Annotated in this window: 17 protein-coding genes; 10 read left to right on the forward strand and 7 right to left on the reverse strand. The window is 73.9% G+C overall.

Annotated elements, in window-relative coordinates:
• Nucleotides 1-66 precede the first annotated feature (66 nt).
• Complete coding sequence (locus ACWGJO_RS12215; RefSeq protein WP_452183354.1) at nt 67-1605, forward strand: glycosyltransferase family 39 protein; 1539 nt, start codon at nt 67-69, stop codon at nt 1603-1605.
• A gap of 106 nt (nt 1606-1711) precedes the next feature.
• Here the strand turns inward: ACWGJO_RS12215 and ACWGJO_RS12220 are convergent, their stop codons facing one another.
• A complete protein-coding gene (locus tag ACWGJO_RS12220; RefSeq protein ID WP_452183355.1) occupies nt 1712-4207 on the reverse strand; it encodes a hypothetical protein in 2496 nt (831 codons plus the stop codon).
• A gap of 298 nt (nt 4208-4505) precedes the next feature.
• On the opposite strand from ACWGJO_RS12220, the gene ACWGJO_RS12225 reads away from it, so the two are divergent.
• The 3 genes from ACWGJO_RS12225 to ACWGJO_RS12235 all read left to right on the forward strand — a co-directional run bounded on the left by ACWGJO_RS12225 (nt 4506) and on the right by ACWGJO_RS12235 (nt 6913).
• Nucleotides 4506-5246: a GOLPH3/VPS74 family protein gene (locus ACWGJO_RS12225; protein WP_224285301.1), complete on the forward strand. Its 741-nt coding sequence runs from the start codon at nt 4506-4508 to the stop codon at nt 5244-5246.
• Nucleotides 5247-5837: 591 nt separating this feature from the next.
• Nucleotides 5838-6701, forward strand: a complete 864-nt coding sequence (locus ACWGJO_RS12230) for a helix-turn-helix domain-containing protein (protein ID WP_452183356.1) — start codon at nt 5838-5840, stop codon at nt 6699-6701.
• Nucleotides 6698-6913, forward strand: a complete 216-nt coding sequence (locus ACWGJO_RS12235; RefSeq protein WP_359899826.1) for a DUF397 domain-containing protein — start codon at nt 6698-6700, stop codon at nt 6911-6913. The genes ACWGJO_RS12230 and ACWGJO_RS12235 overlap by 4 nt, the downstream gene beginning before the upstream one ends.
• A gap of 106 nt (nt 6914-7019) precedes the next feature.
• Here the strand turns inward: ACWGJO_RS12235 and ACWGJO_RS12240 are convergent, their stop codons facing one another.
• Both ACWGJO_RS12240 and ACWGJO_RS12245 read right to left on the reverse strand, forming a co-directional pair.
• Nucleotides 7020-8135 (reverse strand): ADP-ribosylglycohydrolase family protein, encoded by a 1116-nt coding sequence (locus ACWGJO_RS12240; protein WP_452183357.1) that lies wholly within the window; start codon nt 8133-8135, stop codon nt 7020-7022.
• A 160-nt stretch (nt 8136-8295) separates the two neighbouring features.
• Complete coding sequence (locus tag ACWGJO_RS12245; RefSeq protein ID WP_452183358.1) at nt 8296-10884, reverse strand: bifunctional FO biosynthesis protein CofGH; 2589 nt, start codon at nt 10882-10884, stop codon at nt 8296-8298.
• A gap of 183 nt (nt 10885-11067) precedes the next feature.
• Here ACWGJO_RS12245 and ACWGJO_RS12250 point away from each other — a divergent pair, with 183 nt between their 5' ends.
• Genes ACWGJO_RS12250 through ACWGJO_RS12260 form a run of 3 tightly spaced genes read left to right on the forward strand, consistent with a single transcriptional unit; the run spans nt 11068 to nt 14296 of the window.
• The gene (locus ACWGJO_RS12250) at nt 11068-12318 is read left to right on the forward strand and encodes a LolA family protein (protein ID WP_452183359.1); all 1251 of its coding nucleotides are present in this window, start codon (nt 11068-11070) and stop codon (nt 12316-12318) included.
• A 3-nt stretch (nt 12319-12321) separates the two neighbouring features.
• Nucleotides 12322-13416 carry an ABC transporter ATP-binding protein gene (locus ACWGJO_RS12255; RefSeq protein ID WP_452183360.1) on the forward strand — a complete coding sequence of 365 codons (1095 nt, stop codon included), beginning with the start codon at nt 12322-12324 and terminating at the stop codon, nt 13414-13416.
• Nucleotides 13403-14296, forward strand: coding sequence for an ABC transporter permease (locus ACWGJO_RS12260; RefSeq protein WP_452183361.1), 894 nt, complete (start codon nt 13403-13405; stop codon nt 14294-14296). Before ACWGJO_RS12255 ends, ACWGJO_RS12260 begins: the two co-directional genes overlap by 14 nt.
• Here the strand turns inward: ACWGJO_RS12260 and rarD are convergent.
• The gene (rarD, locus tag ACWGJO_RS12265; protein WP_387692705.1) at nt 14286-15254 is read right to left on the reverse strand and encodes an EamA family transporter RarD; all 969 of its coding nucleotides are present in this window, start codon (nt 15252-15254) and stop codon (nt 14286-14288) included. The genes ACWGJO_RS12260 and rarD overlap by 11 nt on opposite strands.
• Before the next feature lie 173 nt (nt 15255-15427).
• Nucleotides 15428-16276: an SDR family oxidoreductase gene (locus ACWGJO_RS12270; protein ID WP_452183362.1), complete on the reverse strand. Its 849-nt coding sequence runs from the start codon at nt 16274-16276 to the stop codon at nt 15428-15430.
• 101 nt (nt 16277-16377) lie between these two features.
• Here ACWGJO_RS12270 and ACWGJO_RS12275 point away from each other — a divergent pair, with 101 nt between their 5' ends.
• Nucleotides 16378-16779 (forward strand): winged helix-turn-helix transcriptional regulator, encoded by a 402-nt coding sequence (locus ACWGJO_RS12275; RefSeq protein ID WP_359899842.1) that lies wholly within the window; start codon nt 16378-16380, stop codon nt 16777-16779.
• Here ACWGJO_RS12275 and ACWGJO_RS12280 read toward each other — a convergent pair.
• Complete coding sequence (locus ACWGJO_RS12280) at nt 16763-17530, reverse strand: TetR/AcrR family transcriptional regulator (RefSeq protein ID WP_452183363.1); 768 nt, start codon at nt 17528-17530, stop codon at nt 16763-16765. The genes ACWGJO_RS12275 and ACWGJO_RS12280 overlap by 17 nt on opposite strands.
• Nucleotides 17531-17590: 60 nt before the next feature.
• On the opposite strand from ACWGJO_RS12280, the gene ACWGJO_RS12285 reads away from it, so the two are divergent.
• Nucleotides 17591-17875 carry a DUF6011 domain-containing protein gene (locus ACWGJO_RS12285; RefSeq protein WP_452183364.1) on the forward strand — a complete coding sequence of 95 codons (285 nt, stop codon included), beginning with the start codon at nt 17591-17593 and terminating at the stop codon, nt 17873-17875.
• 45 nt (nt 17876-17920) lie between these two features.
• Here ACWGJO_RS12285 and ACWGJO_RS12290 read toward each other — a convergent pair whose 3' ends face one another.
• Nucleotides 17921-19894, reverse strand: coding sequence for a hypothetical protein (locus ACWGJO_RS12290; RefSeq protein ID WP_452183365.1), 1974 nt, complete (start codon nt 19892-19894; stop codon nt 17921-17923).
• Nucleotides 19895-20129: 235 nt separating this feature from the next.
• On the opposite strand from ACWGJO_RS12290, the gene ACWGJO_RS12295 reads away from it, so the two are divergent.
• Complete coding sequence (locus ACWGJO_RS12295; RefSeq protein WP_452183366.1) at nt 20130-20846, forward strand: chitinase; 717 nt, start codon at nt 20130-20132, stop codon at nt 20844-20846.
• Nucleotides 20847-20897: the final 51 nt, after the last annotated feature.

Here is a 20897-nt window from a genome sequence, read left to right on the forward strand (position 1 = left end):
TCAAGTAGCCTGCCGGGCAGGGTGGGATCCGCCCCGGAACGCCTCGCTAAGGAGACGAAGGACCTGATGAAACCTGCTGTGCACCCGGTGGGCCGGCTGTTGGGGCAGGTGTGGGTGTGGCCCTCGGTGGTCATGCTGGCGGTGGGCGGGTACCGGCTGGGGACGCCGGACCTGTGGCGGGACGAGATGGCGACCTGGACGGTGGCCACCCGCTCCCTGGGGGACCTGCTGCGGCTGCTCCAGCACGTCGACGCCAGCAACGGCGCGTACTACCTGCTGATGCACGGCTGGACGGCGGTGTTCGGCGACTCGACGGTCTCGCTGCGAATACCCTCCGTGCTGGCGATGGCCGGGGCGGCGGCGTTCGTGGCGCTCACCGCCGAGCGGCTGTTCGGCAGCAGGGTGGCGGCGGTCGGGGCCGGGCTGCTGTTCACCGCCCCCCCGGAGATCTCCCGCTACGCCCAGGAGGCGCGCTCCTACGCGCTGGTGACCTGCGCGATCGCGGCGGCCTCGTACTTCCTGCTGCGGGCGCTGGAGCGGCCGACCTGGTGGCGCTGGGCGCCGTACTGCGTGGCCATGGCGCTGGCCGGCGCCGGGCACCTGGTGTCCTTCAGCACGGTCGCCGGGCAGGTGGCGCTCCTGGCGCTGCACCTGTGGCGCACCCGCCCGGAGACGGACCGGCGGCTGCTGTGGCACTACCCGCTGGCGGTCGCGGTGGCGGCGCTGCCGGTGCTGCCGGTGGTGCTGCTGGGCAGCCGGCAGTCGGACCGACAGCTGGGCTGGATACCGACCCCCTCCCTGCGCGGCCTCGCCTTCTTCGGGGAGCGCCTGTTCGGCTCGGACGTCGTGTTCTACGCCTTCGTCCCGCTGGCGCTGCTGGCACTGGCGCTGCCCGGACGGCGGATCCGGGCCTGGCAGGCGCTACTGCTCGCGGAACTGCCGGTGGTGGGCGTCTGGCTGGTGTCCCGTCTGACCGACACCTCGTACTTCCTCGGGCGGTACCTGCTGTTCACGGTGCCCGCCTGGGCGGTGCTGGCCGGCGGCGGCGCCGGGGCGGTGTACGGCGCGGTGGCGGCCCTGGCCCGGCAACGCGGCCGGGCGCCCCGGGGGGCCGTCTCGGCGGCCGGGCTGCTGACGGTCGGGCTGCTCGCGGTACCGGCCGTGGCGTCGCTGCCGCAGCAGCCCGAGGTGCGGTACGTGGGCTCGCACAACGGCTCGGAGGAGCCGTTCAAGGCGGCGGCCCGGGAGATCTCGGCGGGCTACCGCTCCGGGGACGGGATGGCGGCCCCGCTGGGCGACCAGTCCTGGGCGCTGGCCTGGCCCGGCGTCGACTACTACCTGCCCTCGGACGTGCGCCCCTATCCGGTGTTCGTCGCGCAGAGCGCCGACGACGCCGGGGAGCTCTCGCCGATGCCCTGCCCGCAGCCGGCGGACTGCCTGGGCGGGGTGTCCCGGATCTGGCTGCTGGTCCTCGGTGACACCCAGGACCCGCTGGGCGCGATGCCCACGGACCAGGCGCAGGTGCTCCGCGCCCAGTACGGCGACCCGGACCGGGTGACGCCGCTCGGCGGTCTCACGCTCGCGCTGCTCGACCGGGACGCCTAGCCTCCGGCGGAGAAGGAGGAAGGGGAGCCGGTGCGGACCGGCTCCCCTTCTTCTTCTGCGTTCGATGCCTCAGCGGCTCAGCGGCTCAGCGGCGCACCTCAGCGGCTCACAGCGTGCGCAGCAGCCGGGACTGGATGGACGGCGGGTTCAGGTCGGACTGGAGGGCCACCGGGACCTCCGCCTTGCCGTCGCCCGCGCCCACCCGGAGCACGCCGACCTCCGTGCCGGCCGTCGCCCTGTGGTCGATCTTCGAGGTGTCCAGGGTGACCGTGCCGGTGATGCCAGGGAAGCCCGCCACCACCAGGTCCTTGGTCGCGACGACCGCGACCTTGCCGCCGAGCCCGTCCTCCACCGAGCCGACGACGTCGCCCTTCTTCACCACCGTCTGGCCGGTCACACCGTTCTGCGCGGCCTGGATCTGCTTGCCGCTGACCTTCAGCACGGTCGGCAGGATGCCGTCGCCCGGGTTGGACGAGGTGGCCTGCTGGCCCAGCGTGACGCCGAGGATCAGCCGCTGCACGCCGCCGATCTCCTTGTAGGCGGCCCACATCAGGCAGCCGCCGGCCGGGGTGCTGGAGCCGGTCTTGACGCCGATGACGCCGGCCTTCGGGTTGATCAGGTTGTTGGTGTTGGAGATCTTCACGTTGTTGAAGTTGGTCTCCGGGGTGGAGACGATCTGCCGGAAGATCTCGTCCTGCATGACCTGCTCGGCCAGCTTCAGCTGGTCCTTGGCGGTGGACTTGGTGTCCGCGCTGAAACCCGCCGGGTCGGCGTAGATGGTGTTGGCCATGCCGAACTTGGCCGAGGTGTCGTTCATCAGCTTGACGAACTCGGCCTCCGAGCCGGAGTGGAAGCGGGCGAGCAGCCGGGCCACGTTGTTGGCCGAGGGCAGCATCAGCAGTTCCAGTGCCTGGTACTCGGTGAGCACCTGGCCCTCGGTGAGCGTCACCCGGGACTCGTCGACGTTGCCGGACTCCTGCGCGGCCTGCTTGTCGACGGTGATCTTCGGGCCGCTCTCCCCCTTCTTCAGGGGGAACTTCTGGAGGATCAGGTAGGCGTTCATCACCTTGGTGACACTGGCGATCGAGGACGGCGTCTCCTGGCCCGAGCTGCCGAGGCTGCCAACGCCGACCACCTCGGCGGCGGACTGGCCCTTGGCCGGCCAGGCGAGGTCGAGCACGTCGCCGGAGAAGCTGTAGCTGCCCGCGGCGGTCATCCTCAGCTTGGGGTCCGGCAGCGGGCGCAGCAGCTGGGCCACCGCGAGCGCGCCGAGCACCACGGCGAGGAAGACCGTCCAGATGGTCACCCGCTTGAGGGCACGCCGCAGCGGCGAGACCGGGCGGGCGTTGAGGGAGGCCAGGACCTCCATCGCCTCGGCGGTGTTCTCCGGCGACGGCAGCGGCTCCGGTGCGGGCAGCGGCTCGGGCTTGGGCAGCGGCGGGACCGGCGGCACCGGCCGCGGGTCGGGCTCCGGCAGCGGCTTCGGGGCCGGCACGGGCGCGGGCACGGGGGCCGGCTTCGGCAGCGGCGTCGGGCCGGGGGTCGGCTCCGGCTCGGGAACGGGCCCGGGCTCCGGACGCGGCTCGGGCTTCGGCTCCGGCACGGTGCCGGCCGGGGCGGCGGTGCCCGCGGCGGGGGCGCCCGGCGGCGCCGGCTTCTCCAGCTTCTCGGCCCGGTCCGGCCGCTGACCGGGCTGCCCGGTCCTGGTCAGCGCGAGGGTCACGGAGCCGATGGCGGGAGCGTCCTCGGCGTCGGCGTCCCCGGTGTTCTCCGGGTCGTCCTCGGTTCCGGTGTCCCCGGTCTTCCCGGTCTTCCCGGCCTGCTCGGCCTTCTCGGCCTTCTCGGTCCGCTCCGCGCCGTCGGCCTCGTCGGCCTTGCGCACCTTGTCGGCCTTGCGGGCATTGTCGGTGTTGCGGGCATTGTCGGTGTTGCGGGCGTTGTCGGCCGCTTCACCGGCCGCCTTCTCCGCCTCGTCCGCCGTCCCGGCCGGTGCGGCCGAGGACCCCGAGCCGCCCTCGGAGCCGGTCTCGGAGCCGGTCTCGGAGCCGGTCTCCCCGGACGGCTCGGCCGCCTTCTGCCCGGCCTTCCCCGACGCCGTGGCACCCGTCCGCATGGCGAGACGCGGGTCGGCGGCGACCGGACGCCCGGCGGGCTCGGCCTCCTCCGCGGTTTCCGGCGAAGTCGCCTTCTCCCCCTCCCCACCTTCGAAACTCCCGTTGCCGGCGGCCTTCACCAGCTCATCGGGCAGCCGCAGCGCGGTGGTGCTGTTGTCCACCGGCAGTCGCAGCATCGTCGTCCGGCTGTCCACATCCCGGACGCGGAGCTGTACGGTCGAGCCGCCCTTGGGCGCCGCTTCCGGAGCGTCGGCGGGCGCCTTCGGGGCCGCCTCGCCGGAGGCCTCCGCGGGGCTGTCCGAGGAGGTGTCGGAGGGGGTCTCGGCGGTCGCCTCGGCGGCGGCCGTTGCCGACGGCCCGTCAGCAGCCGTACCGGAGCCGCCCTCGGCCGGTCCGGCGGCGCCGGCCGCCGTACCGGTCCGTTCGCGCTCGCGGTCGCGCTGCCGCTCGTCGCCGTCCCTCAGCACCCTGTCGGGGGACTCGCCCACGTATCCCAGCCTCCTCAACGCCCGGCGGGGCACCGGCGAACCCGATTTCGGGAAGCCGACGCCCCGCCCCGTGTACCTGTACAGTCTCCGCCACCGGCGGCCGTTCCGGCCGCACACACCCCGCCCGACCGGCGCTTATTGTCGCCACCCGGTCGCGCCGCGGCCTGTTCACCGATCAGACGCAAGGCCCGCCGCCGCCGGTTCCGCACCTTCACCGCAAGGTCACGATTCGGAGGCGTACTCGACAAGCCCGTGTGAGAGGCGTCACCCTGTCTCTCATCCACGCGGGGAGGCTTGGATGGGCAAGAGCCGCAGAACTGTTCCCGAGGAACTCTTGCTGCTCGCTTTGGACCCGACCACGGGTACCACGGCGCAGCCGCAGACCCTCGACCTCGGACTCGCCGGGGCGCAGCTCGTCGAGCTGTCCCTGGCCGGACGGATCGTACCGGAGGGAGACCGGATCGCCGTCGTGCTCGCACGACCGACCGGCGACCCGACCCTTGACCACGCACTGGAACTGCTGCGCCGACGCGGCAGTCCGGTCCGCGCGGCGCACTGGATCGGCGGGCCCCGGCTGGGGCTGCGGCAGACCTATCTGGCGCACCTGGAGCGCTGCGGCATGGTCACGGCCGTGCCGGGCCAGGTGTGCGGGGTGCTGCCGACGACCCGGTACCAGGCGTCCGACGACTGCACCAACGCCGCGATCAAACAGCGGCTGGACACCGCGATCCGCACCGGTGTTCCGCCGGATCCGCGGACGGCCGCGCTCGCCGCGCTCGCCCACTCGGTCGGGCTCGGCAAGCACCTGTACCCGGGCAACGAGGGCCGGTCCTCGCGGTCGCGGTTGCGCGACCTGATCCGGTACGACCCGCTGGGCGGGATGGTCGCGCACGCCGTGATGGACGTGCAGAACGGCCTGCCGGCGCAGCAGAACCGTTCTTCCCAGGGTTCCGGGGCCGCTGTCGGCCGCCCCGGCGCCCGTACGGCGGGCCGGGGTTCGGGCGGGCGGGTCCCCGCCTCCCGGGTCGGCGTCCGCTGACCCGGGAGGGCACCAGTCCCCGGGAGGGCACCAGAACCGGGGAGGGCACGAGGGCCGGGGAGTCCTGGAGGGCTTCGACGGCCGCAGCGGTCCGCACGGCCCGGCGGGCAGCCATCACGGCGCCCGACACCACCGGCCGCGCACCCGGCGGCGCACGCCGTCCCCCTCGCACCGCCCGAAGGCGCTGAGCGCCCCGACGCACCACCGGTGCCACCGGCACCACCGGCACCACCAACAGCACCGAGGGGCGGTCGCCCCGCGACGCGAGTCGCCCGGCGACCGCCCCTTCGCCGTCCCCGGACGCCCGGCAACCGCCCGCCCCCGCACCTGCCGGGGCAGGTGCGGGCCGGTCCGGGGGCGGCCTCCGCAGTACCTGTCCGAGCCGTCCGAGCCGCATTACCACCTGGGGGCTTTCGCTGTCTCGCGGAAGTGCTTTTCCGATGATCTGTGCTACCGCGCTGCTGTGATTCCCCGGCGCCGACCTGGCCCAAGGTGACATGCTGCTCCAAGTCAGGGGGGTTGGTCCCAATGTCCGAAGTGTTCCGAGGGCTGTCGCTCCAACGAGCACCAGAGGTCCGGCCGGAGGTCGAAGTGTCCGCCAACGTCAATCCCACCGTGCGCCGCCGGCGCCTCGGTTCGGAGCTGCGCAAGCTCCGTGAGGGCCTGGGCATGACGGCCGAGGAGGTCGCCGGCCGGCTGATGGTCTCCCAGTCGAAGATCAGCCGACTGGAGAACGGCCGCCGCAGCATCAGCCAGCGCGATGTGCGCGACCTCTGCGACGTCTACAACGTGCCCGACGACCAGCTGCGCACCAGCCTGATGGAGATGGCCAAGGAGTCACGCCAGCGCGGATGGTGGCACGACTTCAACGACATGCCGACCCCGTACAGCGTCTACATCGGACTGGAGGCCGAGGCCTCCTCGATCCGCGCGTACGAGTCCTCCTTCGTCCCCGGCCTGCTGCAGACCGAGCACTACGCCCAGGCCGTGGTCGAGGGCACCCAGCCGGACACCGACGCGGTCGCCGTGCAGCGCCGGGTGCAGGTGCGGATGAAGCGCCAGGAGCGCATCCACGGCGAGAACCAGCTGGGCAGCCTGTGGACCGTCATAGACGAGGCGGTGCTGCGCCGCGAGGTCGGCAGCAAGGCCGTGATGGCCCAGCAGTTGCAGCAGATGCTGGAGCTCAGCCAGCGCGCGAACATCACCATCCAGGTGATCCCGTTCTCGCACGGCGCCCATCCCGGCATGACCGGGACATTCTCGCTGCTGGAGTTCCCGGAGTCAGCCGATTCCACAGTTGTCTACTTCGAAGGTGTGACGAGCGATCTCTACCTGGAGAAGGAGGCGGACGTGCGCCGCTATACCGGTCTGTACGACTACCTGAGAGCGGCCGCACTCGGTGTCGCGGAGAGCCGGTCGCTGATAGCCGACATCGAGAAGGAATTCCACGAATGATCACCCCGTCCGAGTACGGAACCCGTTGGCGCAAGAGCAGTCACAGCGGGGGCCAAGGCGCCTGCGTGGAGATCGCCGTCCCAGGCGCGGGGGAGGTGGCCGTCCGGGACTCCAAGGACCCCCGCGGGCCCCAGCTGCGCTTCTCGGCCGATGCCTGGAACGCCTTCGCCTCGGCGGTGGGGGACGGCGCCTTCGGCGGCCTCCCGGACTGACCCTCCCCGCCCGGTTCCGCACTCGGACCAGTTGCCCGTAGCGGTGGCCGTCGCCCCTCGGCGGCGGCCGGCGCTACGGGCAACTCCCGTTCCTGGCTGCTTCCGTTCAGCCCGTCACCGGGTAGCGGGCGGCCCAGTTGGCGCCCTCCGGGGTCCGCCGGTCGTGCAGTTCGGTGCCGTGCACCAGCTCCAGCACGAAGTCGTCGGCGAGTTCGAGGATCGCCCCGCGCCCTTCCAGTCCGGCCAGCAGGCCCGGCGGCAGCGCGGTGTCTCCGTGCAGCGCCCCGAGCAGGTTGCCGCAGATCGCGCCGGTGGAGTCGCTGTCCCCGGAGTGGTTGACCGCGAGCAGCAGGCCCGAGCGCACGTCGTGCGCGACCAGGGCGCAGTAGACGCCGATCGCCAGCGCCTCCTCGGCCACCCAGCCCTCCCCCAGCGCCTCGACCCGGTCGGCGGACGGCTCGCCGGCCCGCACCGCGTCCAGGGCGGCCCGCAGCGCGGCGGTGGTCTCCTCGTGCGCCGGCCGCTCGGAGAGCAGGGCGAGCGCCAGGTGGACGCCCTCCTCCAGGGTGCCGCCGCGGGCGACGGACTGGACGATCACCGCGAACGCGCCCGCCGCGAGGTATCCGGTGGGGTGGCCGTGGGTGAGCACCGAGCACTCCACCGCGAGTTGGAACACCAGGCCCGGCTCCCAGGTGGTGAGCAGTCCGAAGGGCGCCGCCCGCACCACCGTGCCGCAGGCCTTGGAGTGCGGGTTCTTGGGGGCCTCCAGGGTGCCGAGCCGCTCGGCGTCGGCCCCGCCGAGGCCCGACAGGCAGCCCTGTCCGGGGGCGCGCTGGGCGTAGAGCCACTCCTCGCGGCCGAGCCAGCCGAGGTCGGGGCGGCGCTCGTCCGGGCCCCAGTCGCGCTGGGTGGCGGCCCAGCGCAGGTAGGCCAGGTGAAGGTCGGTGGGCGGGTGCCAGCTGCCGGTGTCGCGCCGGATGTGGGCGCGGATCAGCCCGTCGACGGTGAAGAGGCTGAGCTGGGTGTCGTCGGTGACGGCGCCGGTGCGCCCGTACGCGGGGACGTAGCCAGTGACGCCCTGCGGGCCGTGCTGGGCCCGGATCTTCTCCAGCGACTCGAACTCGACGCCGGCGCCGAGCGCGTCCCCGACGGCACCGCCGAGCAGACAGCCCCGCACCCGGCTGCGGTAGTCCTGCTGCTGGGCGCGTGACCACAGTGGCATCACGACGGGGCGCCTTTCCTCGGGCGTGGGGTCCGCGCGTCGCTCGGCCCGGAGCGCGCCCTGGCACTGTATTCGAAGATCCGATCGAATCGGCCCCTCCCCGGGGTTCGGTGCCCCCGTCCCGGCCGCCGTACGGGCGGCGGCCGGGACGGCAGGGCTGTCAGTCCAGCACCGGCAGCAGCTCCGGCAGGTGCCCGTCCGAGGCCAGCGCCGCGGCCCGCCGCTCGGCCGGCACCTCGCCGTAGGTGGTGGTGCGCTGGCGGTGCGGGCGGCCCGCGGCCTCGGCGATCGCCTGGAGGTCGCGCACCGACTTGTAGCTGCCGTACGCCGAGCCGGCCATCCGCGAGATAGTCTCCTCCATCAGCGTGCCGCCGAGGTCGTTGGCGCCCGAGCGGAGCATTTCGGCCGCGCCCTCGGCGCCCAGCTTGACCCAGCTGGTCTGGATGTTGGGGATGTGCGGGTGCAGCAGCAGCCGGGCCATCGCGACCACCGCGCGGTTGTCCCGGGCGCTCGGGCCGGGCCGGGCGATGCCGGCCAGGTAGACGGGCGCGTTGGTGTGGATGAACGGCAGGGTCACGAACTCGGTGAAGCCGCCCGTCCGTTGCTGGATCCCGGCGAGCAGCCGCAGGTGGCCGAGCCAGTGCTTCGGGGTGTCCACGTGCCCGTACATCATCGTGGACGAGGAGCGCAGGCCCAGTTCGTGCGCGGTGGTGACCACCTCGACCCAGGTGGCGGCCGGCAGTTTGCCCTTGGTGAGCACCCAGCGGACCTCGTCGTCCAGGATCTCGGCGGCGGTGCCGGGGATGCTGTCCAGGCCCGACTCCTTGGCCCGCTGCAGCCAGTCCCGGATCGACAGCCCGGTGCGGGTCGCGCCGTTGACGACCTCCATGGGCGAGAAGGCGTGCACGTGGATGCCGGGCACCCGCTCCTTCACCGCGCGGGCGATGTCGAAGTAGGCGGTGCCGGGCAGGTCCGGGTGGATGCCGCCCTGCATGCAGACCTCGGTGGCGCCCACCTCCCAGGCCTGCGCGGCCCGGTCGGCGACCTGCTCCAGGGAGAGGGTGTAGGCGTCCGCGTCGGTGCGGCGCTGGGCGAAGGCGCAGAAGCGGCAGCCGGTGTAGCAGACGTTGGTGAAGTTGATGTTCCGGGTGACGCAGTAGGTGACGTCCTCCCCGACCGCGTCGCGGCGGACGTCGTCGGCGATCCGGCAGAGCGCGTCCAGGGCCGGGCCGTCCGCGTGGAACAGGGCCAGCGCCTGCTCGTCGGTCAGTCCGGTCGGATCGTCGGCGGCCACCGCGAGGGCCTCCCGCAGGTCTCCGGCGAGGCGCTCGGGCGCGCCCTTCGCGAGCACCTGCTCGCGCAGCACCTCCCAGTCGCCGTACACGTCCTCGAAGTCGGCCCGGCGGTCGCCGGTGCGGCCCTCGGTGTCGATGGTGGCGTGCAGGTCGGTGCGGCCGTACGACTCCGGCAGGTCCTCGGGCTCCTGCCAGGGCAGGCCGCGGACCACCGCGTCCGGGTCGGCCAGGCCGGTGGCCGGGTCGGCCAGGGCGCGGACGTGCGGCAGCACCCGCGGGTCGAGCCAGGGTTCGCCGCGGCGCACGTACTCGGGGTAGACGGCGAGGCGCTCGCGCAGTTCGAAGCCGGCCGCCGCCGAGCGCTCGGCCAACCGCTCGATCTGCGGCCAGGGGCGCTCGGGGTTGACGTGGTCCGGGGTGAGCGGGGAGACCCCGCCCCAGTCGTCGATGCCGGCCGCGATCAACCGCTCGTACTCGCCGTCCACCAGGTTGGGCGGAGCCTGGAGGCAGGCGGCCGGGCCCATCAGGTGCCGGGCGACCGCCACCGTGGCCACCAGCTCGTCCAGTTCGGCGTCCGGCATGCCCCGCATCGCGGTGTCCGGCTTGGCCCGGAAGTTCTGCAGGATCAGTTCCTGGACACCGTGGTAGGCGCGGGAGACCTTGCGCAGCGCGAACAGCGACTCGGCGCGCTCCTGGTACGTCTCGCCGATGCCGATCAGCAGGCCGCTGGTGAACGGGACGGAGCTGCGCCCGGCGTCCTCCAGCACCCGCAGCCGGACGGCCGGCTCCTTGTCCGGGGAACCGTGGTGCGGGCCGCCGGGCTCGCTCCACAGCCGGGTGGCGGTGGTCTCCAGCATCATGCCCATGGAGGCGGAGACGGGCTTGAGCCGCTGGAAGTCGGTCCAGCTCAGCACCCCGGGGTTGAGGTGCGGCAGCAGGCCGGTCTCCTCCAGGATGCGGATCGACATGGCGCGCACATAGGCGATGGTGTCGTCGTAGCCGTGCGCGTCCAGCCACTCGCGGGCCTCCGGCCAGCGGTCCTCGGGCTTGTCGCCGAGCGTGATCAGGGCTTCCTTGCAGCCGAGTTCGGCGCCCCGGCGGGCCACGTCAAGCACCTCGTCCGGGGACATGTACATCCCGTGGCCCTCCCGGCGCAGCCGGCCGGGGACGGTGACGAAGGTGCAGTAGTGGCACTTGTCGCGGCAGAGCCGGGTGAGCGGGATGAAGACGCTCTTGGAGTAGGTGATGACGCCGGGACGGCCGGCGGCTTCGAGGCCCGCGTCCCGGACCCTGGCGGCACTCGTACAGAGGTCCAGCAGGTCCCCGCCTCTGGCCTGGAGCAGCACGGCGGCCTCGGTCGTGTCGAGGGCGACACCGTCCCGGGCGCGGCGCAGGGCTCGGCGCATCGCGTTCTCGGTCGGCGGGGTGCTGGCGTCCATGGCGGTTCCGTCCATGGCGCGACCCTACGCCAGGCGGTGGTACCGCGGGTGGAGACAACCCTGAGGCCGTCTCAGGGTCGGCGTACCCAAGAAGGTCAATCCGATCTGGCCCCACAGGGCGATGACGGCGGCGCCGCGGCGGCCTCTAATGGACGGGCAAGGTCAATCACACGTTTTCGCGGAGGAGTTGAGGACGCCATGACCAACGAGAAGGCGGCGGGGGACGATCTGGACGGCGGTGCGCCGTACCGCTCCCGGCGACGCGTCATGATGCGCGCCGGGGTGCCGGTGGCGGTGGTCGCGGTGATCGCCGCAGGGGTGGGGCTGGTCCCGGCGCTGGCCGCCGACGGCGCGCCCGACCTGCCGACGCTGACGGCGGAGCAGCTGGTCGCCAAGGTACTCGGGTCGCAGGCCCAGACGCTGTCCGGGACGGTGTCGATCAGCACCGACCTCGGGGTGCCCGGCCAGCTGCTCGGCGCGGCCGGCGGCCTCGGCGGGGCGGTCGGCGGGCACGGCGGTGACGGCCGGGACTCCGCCGCGGACCCGCAGTCCAAGCTGCTCGGCCTGCTCGGCGGGGACCGGACGCTGCGGGTCGCGGTGGACGGCCCGGACCGCCAGCGGGTGGACGTGCTGGAGAACATGGCCGGCTACACCCTGGTCCGCAACGGCGACCAGGCCTGGGCCTGGGACAGCTCGTCCAACTCCGCGGTGCACATGACCGGGCGGGCGGCCGCCGCCGAGCGGCACGGCAAGACGCCGCTGTCCGAGCTGCCGACCACCCCGCAGGAGGCCGCTCAGCAGTTCCTGACCGGGAGCGCCGGCACCACCTCGGTGACCGTCGCCGGGACGGCCAAGGTGGCCGGGCAGAACGCCTACGAGTTGAGCGTGAAGCCCACCCAGTCCGGTTCGACGCTGGCCGAGGTCCGGATCGCGGTGGCCGCCGACAACGGGGTGCCGCTGGCGGTGGCGGTGAAGTCCGTCGACGGCAGCACCGTGCTGAACGTCCGCTTCACCCAGGTGTCCTTCGCCAAGCCGGCCGACAAGACCTTCGACTTCTCCGCCCCCAAGGGCGCCAAGGTGACGGAGCAGAAGGCCGGGGACGCGGCCGAGGGCGCGCCGGGCGACGCCGGGGAGCACCGGGGCACCGGGGCGCCCGAGGGCCTCGATGTGATCGGCGAGGGCTGGACGACGGTCGTCTCCACCCGGCTGCCCGACGCGGTGAACGGGGCGCCGAAGGCCGACGCCAAGGGCGGCAAGCACGGCGGCCGCGGGAACGGGGCGGCGCAGTCGCTGAACCCGCAGGCGATGGTGAAGTCGCTCGGCAAGCCGGTCGCCGGCGGCACCCTGGTGAGTACCAAGGTGCTCAACGTCCTGCTCACCGACGACGGCCGGGTCCTGGCCGGCGCGGTGACCCTGCCGGTCCTCCAGCACGCCGCCGGGGTGAACTGACGGATGACCAAGGCTCCCGTAACGGGGGACGTTACGGAGTCGGCCGGGGGTACGGGCACGGTGTCGCGTCCGGCCCCCGCGCCCGTCCGATCCGCTTCCCCCGCCTCCTCCCCCGTCTCCGCCGCTTCCCCGGACTCCCCGGCCTCGCGTGAGACCGCCGACGACGTCATCCGGACCCGCGGCCTGACCAAGCGCTTCCGCGGCGGCCAGCTCGCCGTGGACGGCCTGGACCTGGCCGTGCCGCGCGGCTCCGTCTTCGGCTTCCTGGGCCCCAACGGCTCCGGCAAGACCACCACCATCCGAATGCTGATGGGCCTGATCGCCCCCACCTCGGGCGCGGCCGGCGTCCTCGGCGAGCCGATGCCGCAGTCCGTCGCCACCGTGCTGCCCCGGGTGGGCGCGCTGATCGAGGGCCCGGCCCTGTACGGCTTCCTCTCCGGCCGGGACAACCTGGCGCGCTTCGACGCCGCCGACCCGACCGCCGACCCGCGTACCCGCCGGCAGCGGGTCGAGACGGCGCTGGAGCGGGTCGGCCTGAGCGCCGCGGCGGGCAAGAAGGCCCGCGCGTACTCGCTGGGCATGAAGCAGCGCCTGGGCCTGGCCTCCGCGCTGCTGCAGCCGCGCGAACTGCTGGTGCTGGACGAGCCGACCAACGGGCTGGACCCGCAGGGCATGCGGGAGATCCGGACGCTGGTCCGGGAGGTCGCGGCGGAGGGCACCACGGTGTTCCTCTCCTCGCACCTGCTGGACGAGATCGAGCAGGTCTGCACCCACGCCGCGGTGATGTCCCGGGGCCGGCTGGTGGTGCAGGGCACCGTCGCCGAGCTGGCCGCCCGGGCGCAGGGCCGGCTGGTGGTCCGGACCCCGGACGTGGCGCGGGCCGCTGAGGTGCTGGCGGCCCACCGGGTCACCGCCCTGGTGCCGGGTGAGGACCGGGTGGACGGCGAGCCGGGCGTCCTGGACGAGGAGGCGCTGCCCAGGCTGTGCGCGGCGCTGGTCGAGGCGGGGGTGCGGGTGCACGGCTTCGGGCTGGAGCGGGGCACGTTGGAGGACGCCTTCGTGGCGCTGACCGGGGAGGGCTTCGATGTCGCGGGCTGAGGCGCCGTCGCGGGCCGGGGTGCCGCCGATCGGCACCGGCCGCCGGCCGCAGACGGCGGCCGGGTTCCTGGCGCTGTTCCGCAGCGAGCTGCACCTGACCTTCCGCCGGATGCGCACCAAGGTGCTGCTGGGAATCCTGGCGGCACTGCCGATCCTGATCGGGGTGGTGGTCAAGCTCAACACGGACAGTCCGCACGAGGGCGGCGGCGGTCCGAGCTTCATCGCGCAGACCACGCAGAACGGGCTCTTCCTGGTCTTCACCGCGCTCGCGGTGGCGCTGCCGGTCTTCCTGCCGATGACGGTCGGCGTGGTCGCCGGGGACTCGGTGGCGGGCGAGGCGGCCGCCGGGACGCTGCGCTACCTGCTGGTCGCCCCGGCCGGGCGGACCAGGCTGCTGGCCGCCAAGTTCACCGCCGGGCTGGTGTTCTGCGCGGCCGCCACGGCGGCGGTCGCGGTGACGGCGCTGGCCGCGGGCGCCGCGCTCTTCCCGCTCGGCCGGGTCACGCTGCTCTCCGGGGACACCATCGGCCTCGGCGACGCGTTGCTGCGCGCGCTGCTGGTGGCCCTGGTGGTCGCGGCCTCGCTGGCCGGGCTGGTGGCGATCGGGCTGTTCGTCTCCACTCTCACCGGCAGCGGCATCGCGGCGATGGCCGCCACCGTCGGGCTGGTGATCACCGTCCAGATCCTGGACGTCTTCCCGCAGCTGCACGCCGTCAGCCCGTTCCTGTTCTCCCACTACTGGCTGAGCTTCGCGGACCTGCTGCGGGCGCCGATGTACTGGGACGGCGTGCTGAAGGACCTCGGTCTCCAGGCCGCCTACGTCGCCGTGTTCGGGTCGGCGGCCTGGTCCCGTTTCACCAGCCGGGACATCAGCGTGTGACGGCCGCCTCGGCGGGTGCGGGCTGCGGACGTGCCGCGGCCCGCACCGCGCGGTCGGCCCGCACCTGGCGCAGCGCGTCCCAGGTGAGCAGCGCGAGCGCGGCCCAGACCAGGCCGAAGCCGGCCCAGCGGGCGGGCGGCATGGACTCGTGGAACACCGCGACGCCGATCAGGAACTGGAACACCGGCGCCAGGTACTGCAGCAGCCCGAGCACGGTCAGCGGCACCCGGACGGCGGCCGCGCCGAAGAGCAGCAGCGGGATCGCGGTGATCACCCCGCTGAGCATCAGCAGCCCGGAGTGCCCCCAGCCGTACGAGCCGGCCACCGTGTGCCCGAAGGTGCCGCGCCCGCTGACCTCCAGGTAGACCAGGTAGCCGAGGGCGAACGGGAACATGAAGGCGCTCTCGGCGGCCAGACTCTCCAGCCCGCTCAGCCCGACCTGCTTCTTCAGCAGGCCGTAGGTCGCGAAGGAGAGCGCCAGGGTGAGCGCGATCCAGGGCAGCTGCCCGTAGGCGACGGCCAACACCGCGACGGCGGCGGCGCCGATGCCCACCGCCGTCCACTGCGCGGTGCGCAGCCGCTCCTTGAGCACCAGGACGCCGAAGCCGATGGTGACCAGGGGGTTGATGAAGTAGCCGAGGCTGGTCTCGACCACGTGCCCGGCGTTGACGGCCCAGATGTAGACGCCCCAGTTGACCGAGATCACGGCGGCCGCGCCGGCCAGCATGGCGAGCCGGCGGGGCTGGCGCAGCAGCGGGCGTATCCAGCCCCAGTGCCGCTGGGCGATCAGCAGCAGGACGACCGCGACCAGGGACCAGACCATCCGGTTGGCCAGGATGTCGTCGGCGGCACCCGGTTCCAGCAGTGGCCAGAACAGCGGGAAGAGCCCCCAGATGCCGTAGGCGGCGACGCCGGACCAGAGGCCCCGGCCGTAGTCCTGCTGGTCTGTTCCCGCCATGGCCGAGTGCCTTCCCGCGCGCGTGTGTCGAGGCGACGGTAGCGGGCGGGAGGGCGGGCTGTCATCTCCGTTTCCGGATTTTGGTCATGACATTGCTCGCGGGCCGGACAGCTCCGCCACTCCGCCGCTCCGATGCCCGGAGCGGCGGCTCGGGAGTCCGGGCCCGCGGTGCCTCAGGAGTTCAGGGCCGCGCGGACGGACTCGGCCAGCGGGACGGTCGGACGGCCGATCAGCCGGGCCAGGTCGCCCGGGGTGCCGGCCAGCTCGCCGCGCGCGATGCCCGCGTCCACGTCCACCAGGGCCTCGGCGAAGCCCTGCGGCAGGCCCGCACCGACCAGCGCGTCCAGGTGCTCGGCCGGGGTGACGTCCCGGTGCTCGACCGGCCTGCCGGAGGCCTTCGCCAGCTCGGCGGCCAGCTCGGGCAGGCTCCAGGCGGCGTCGCCGCTCAGCTCGTACACCTCGCCCCGGTGCCCCTCGCCGACCAGGACGGCGACCGCCGCGGCCGCGTAGTCCGCGCGCGGGGCGGTGGCGACCCGGCCCTGCCCGGCACTGCCGAGCACCACGCCGCGCGCCACCGTGCCGGCCGCGTCGCCCAGGTAGTTCTCGGTGTACCAGCCGTTGCGCAGGAAGGCGTGCGGCAGGCCGGAGGCGAGGATCAGCTCCTCGGTCGCCTTGTGCTCGTCGGCCAGCCGGAAGGTGGCCGCACCCGGGATGCTGGTGTAGGCGAGCAGCGCGACCCCGGCGGCCCTGGCGGCCTCCACCACGGCCCGGTGCTGCGGGATCCGGCGGCCGACCTCGCTGCCCGAGATCAGCAGCACCCGGTCGCCCCCGGCGAAGGCGCCGGCCAGGGTCTCCGGCTTGTCGTAGTCGACCACCCGGACGGTCACGCCGCGGGCGGCCAGGTCGGCGGCCTTCTCGGCGGAGCGGACGGCGACGGCCACCTCGCTCGCGGGGACCTCGGCCAGCAGGCCCTCGACGACGAGACGGCCGAGCTGGCCGGTGGCACCGGTGACGACGTACATGGTGTGCTCCTCAGGGGTTGCTACGGGGTTCTGGCCTCGAAACTCACCCTAGGGGTGGCACTAACCTTTCGAAAGTACGCACTTCAAAGTAGGGTACTGATATGAAGGTAAGCGAGCTGAAGGCCGGCGGGCTGCCCCCCGCCGACGTCTTCGACCGGATGTGCCCGTCCCGGGGCGTGCTGGAGCACGTCACCAGCCGCTGGGGCGTGCTGGTGCTGGGCGCGCTGAACGAGCGCGGCTACCGGTTCAGCGAACTGCGCCGCAAGGTCACCGGGGTCAGCGAGAAGATGCTCGCCCAGACCCTCCAGACGCTGGAGCGGGACGGCTTCGTGCTGCGCGAGGCCCACCCGGTGATCCCGCCGCGGGTCGACTACAGCCTCACCCCGCTGGGGCGGGAGGCGGCGGAACTGGTCGCGGCGCTGGCGCACTGGTCGGAGCGGCGGGTGCCGGAGGTCGAGACGGCCCGCCAGGAGTACGACGGGCGGGCTACCGCCCCGCGATGAGGGCGTCGAGCCCGTCCAGGACCCGGGCCAGACCGAAGGCGTAGGCGTGGTCCGGGCTGTACGCGCCGCCGTGCGCCGCGCCGGCCGCGGCACCCACCCGGGCGGCGACCGGGTAGCTCTCGGGGTCGAAGACCCGGGCGAGCAGCCCGGCGTTGGCCGCCCACCACTGCGTGTCGGTCATCGCGCTGTCCTGCCGGGCGGCGCGCTCGTCGGCGGCCATCCGGGCGCAGGTCTGGACGAAGCCGAGCAGGTGGGTCAGCGCGGCGTCCAGGTCGACGTCGGAGAGCCCGGTGCCCTCGAAGGCACGCAGCTCGTACTCGTACTTGGCCATCAGGCCGGGCCCCAGCGGCGGACGGCTGGTGGAGACGGCGGCGACCCACGGGTGGGCGCGGTGCAGCGCCCGGTTGTCGTCCGCGACGGCGGTGACCCGGGAGCGCCAGCCCTCGTCGGCGGGGGTGCTGCGGGGCATCGTGGCGTAGACGGTGTCCAGCATCAGGTCGAGCAGCTCGGCCTTGCCGGGCACATAGGTGTAGAGCGCCATCGGGGAGAGCCCCAGCTCCTGCGCGACCCGGCGCATGGTGACGGCGTCCGCTCCTTCGGCGTCGGCGAGGGCGATCGCGGTGGTGGCGATCTCACCGGTCGAGCGCGCCTGCCGGGGCCCGCGCCGGCCGGGCTTCTCCTCGGCCGTGAGCCCCCAGAGCAGGGCGAGGGTGCGTGCCGGGTCTCCTGCGCTGCTGCGGTCGCTCGCCATGGGGCCATCGTTTCACGCACCGGCAGGGGCCTTGACGGCGTGGGCGGCTACCGTCTCAGCATGACCAGCCCGACCAATCCTCCCGGCCTGCCCGGCCTGCCCGGCGCGTCCGGCCTGCCCGGCTCGACCGGTCCGACCCGCGCGTCCGGCGCGTCCGGCCCCGAGCCGCTTCCCGGGACGGACACCGCGCAGACCCTCCGCCCGCGGGTGACCTGCCGCCGCTGCCACCGGCCGCTGCACGACCCCGAGTCGCGGATGCTGCGGCTGGGACCGGAGTGCCGGGACCCGGCGGAGCGGGTCGCGCGGTTCGACGTCGACCAGGAACCGCTGCCGGGGATGGGTTAGGGCCGCCCCGGCCCCGACCTCAGACCCGGCCTCAGCCCCGGCGCCTCAGCCCCGGCCGAAGAGGCGGCGCAGGCGGCCGGGGCGGGGCTCCTCCTCGGCGGCCCGCTCGGCCTCCGACCGCTCCGCCGCCTCCGGTTGCCCCGCGGGCCCCGAGTGCTCCGCCGCCCCGGCCTGGTCCGCCGCCTCCGGTACGGTCTCCGCCCCCGCGTCGGCGGCGTCCTCCTGCTCCATCAGGTGCCGGGCGAGCGCGCGGTCCTCGTCGGACGTCCAGGGCGCGGCGAGCACCAGCGCGGACAGCGAGCGGAGGATCGTCACCGCCCGGGTGCGGCGGGCCCGGGCGCCGTGGTGCAGCCGCTGCTGGAGCAGGGCGGCGACGTCGGCCCGGGTCTGCGGCTGGGTCCAGCCGATCGCGACCAGCGCGAAGCCGGCCGCCTCGACCACCCAGTCCTCCGGTCCGAGCAGCAGGTCGCGCAGCACCCGGCGGCGCTCGGAGCCGGCCCAGGGCTGGTCGGTTCGGTGGTGGGCGATGCCGAGGCAGGCGAAGACCTGGACGGCCCGCACCCAGAGTTCGGGCTGGTGGGCGAGCAGGGCGCGGCCGAGTTCGTCCTCGCGCGGCACGGGCGGGTGGACCAGGACGCCGAGCAGGTCGTCCAGCGGCAGTCCGGCCAGCCGGACGGCGTGGTCGTAGGCGGCGGGGACGGTCGGCCAGAAGATCTCGGCGGTGGCGCGGACGAGTTCGGCGCTCCGCGGCGCGGGCGGGGCGACGGCCGGGCGCGGGTCGGTGCCGTCCCAGGCCCAGATCCGGGTGGTGGGTTCGGTCAGCGGCAGCCGGGGGTCGGGCTCGCCGACGGCCCGGTAGCCGACGGTGGAACGCGGCAGCGCGAGCCGGACGGCCAGCACCGAGCTGGGCGGCTCCACGGTGGAGGCCGTGCAGTCGATCTCGGTGTCGCGGCCGGTGTCGTGGGCGGCGAGCACCTGGTGCAGCACGTTGACGGTGGCCTCGGTGGCGCCGGAGACCAGGCCGAGCCAGGGCTCCCGGTGGCTCAGCCGTTCCAGCAGTTCCTGGGCGTACTCGTGCTCGGGGTGGGAGCGGTGGTGGTCGGCCAGGCCGAGCAGGTGGGCCGGGTCGCCGTCGAGGGCGTGGCGCAGCCCGTACCGGGCCGGGCCCGCCTTGGGGTGGTCGGGCTCGGCGGCGAGCACCCGGTCGAGCCAGGGCAGGCCTTCGGCGGGGCGCCCGAGGGCGCCGTACAGCTCGGCGACGTCGACGGCGAGGTAACTGCTGGAGTCGTCGCGGTCCGGTGCGGCCCGGGCCAGCTCGGCCTCCCAGACGGCGAGCGCCCGTTCCGGCCGGCCGGCCGAGCGCAGGGCGTTGCCGAGCATCACTGCGGTCAGGTAGCCGGGGGCCAACCGGTGGGCCCGATCGGCGAGTTCGACGGCGCGGCCGGTGTCGCCGAGCCGGCGGGTCAGGCCGGAGGCCATCGCCAGCAGCGGCACGTGGTCCTCGTGCCGGGCCAGGACGGCCTGCACGAAGTCGTGGAACGGCCGTACGGCTCCGGCCGGTTCGGCCGGGAGCGGGTCGGGCAGCGCGCCGGTGGCGCGGGCCACCGCCTGGGCGACGGCGTCCGGGTCGACCAGGCCGGGCAGGTCCTCGCGGGCGAGCCAGGCGGCGTGCGCCCAGGGCCGGGCCGGCTCGTGCTGGACGGCGGAGGCGAGCAGGCCGACGGCGGTGTCCCAGTCCCCGGCGGCGGCCTCCACGTGAGCTCGGCAGGCCACCGTGCCGAGGTACACCTGGCCATCCAGCGGGAACAGCTCGCGGGCCGCGGCCGGTCCGCCCGCCGCCGCGCACAACTCGGCCAGCGCCTCGTGCAGTTCGGGCAGCTGGGGGTCGGCGAGGATCGCGTCGCCGAGGTGGTCGGCGGCGTGGGCCAGGTCGCCGGAGTCGATCGCCAGCCGGGCGAGGGCGACCTCGCCCTCGGCGGCCAGGCGCTCGTCGCCCGTGTCGTCGGTGTGCCCGCTCATTCGCCCCTGCTCCCCGTTCCCCCGGTGGTGCCGTCCTGCTCGGAAGGAGGCTATCCGGTGCGGCCGACAGCCCGGTGGGCCCCACCGGCGGGCGGCGTCCAGCGACCGAACCGGATACGACCCGTACGAGTGGTTTAGACCTCCGATGGCCATATTTAATGTTTTCCGACCGCGAAGATGGCGGAGGCTCTTCGCACGCGAAGTGCCAATCCTGCCAACGGAATCGAGGAGATCGATGAAGCTCTCGCGCACCCTGTCCCTGGCGGCCTCCGCCGCCGTGCTGAGCACCCTCGCCGTCGCCGGCCAGACCGCCCCGGCCTCCGCCGCCGGGTCCTTCGTGGTGAGCGAGGCCCAGTTCAACAAGATGTTCCCGAGCCGGAACTCCTTCTACAGCTACCAGGGCCTCACCAACGCCCTGGGCGCCTTCCCCAAGTTCACCACCACCGGCGACACCGCCACCCGCAGGCGCGAGGCGGCCGCCTTCCTGGCCAACGTCAGCCACGAGACCGGCGGCCTGCGGTACGTCGTCGAACAGAACACCGCCAACTACCCGCACTACTGCGACAGTTCGCAGCCGTACGGCTGTCCGGCCGGGCAGTCCGCGTACTACGGGCGCGGGCCGCTCCAGCTGAGCTGGAACTTCAACTACAAGGCGGCCGGCGACGCCCTGCACATCGACCTGCTGCACGACCCGTACCAGGTCGAGAAGAACCCTGCGACGTCCTGGAAGACCGCCCTCTGGTTCTGGAACACCCAGAGCGGCGCCGGACGGATGACCGCGCACGACGCCGTCGTCAACAACAAGGGCTTCGGCGAGACCATCCGCACCATCAACGGCGCGCTGGAGTGCGACGGCAAGAACCCGGACCAGCGCAACGACCGGATCAACCTCTACAGGCAGTTCGTCGGAGTGCTGGGCACCGACGTCGGCGGCGGCAACATCTCCTGCTGACGGTTCGCCGGGGAGCGGGGGCCTGGGGCCGGCGAGCGGGACGTCGACGCG

The sequence above is a fragment of the Kitasatospora sp. NPDC054795 genome (genome assembly GCF_053611565.1).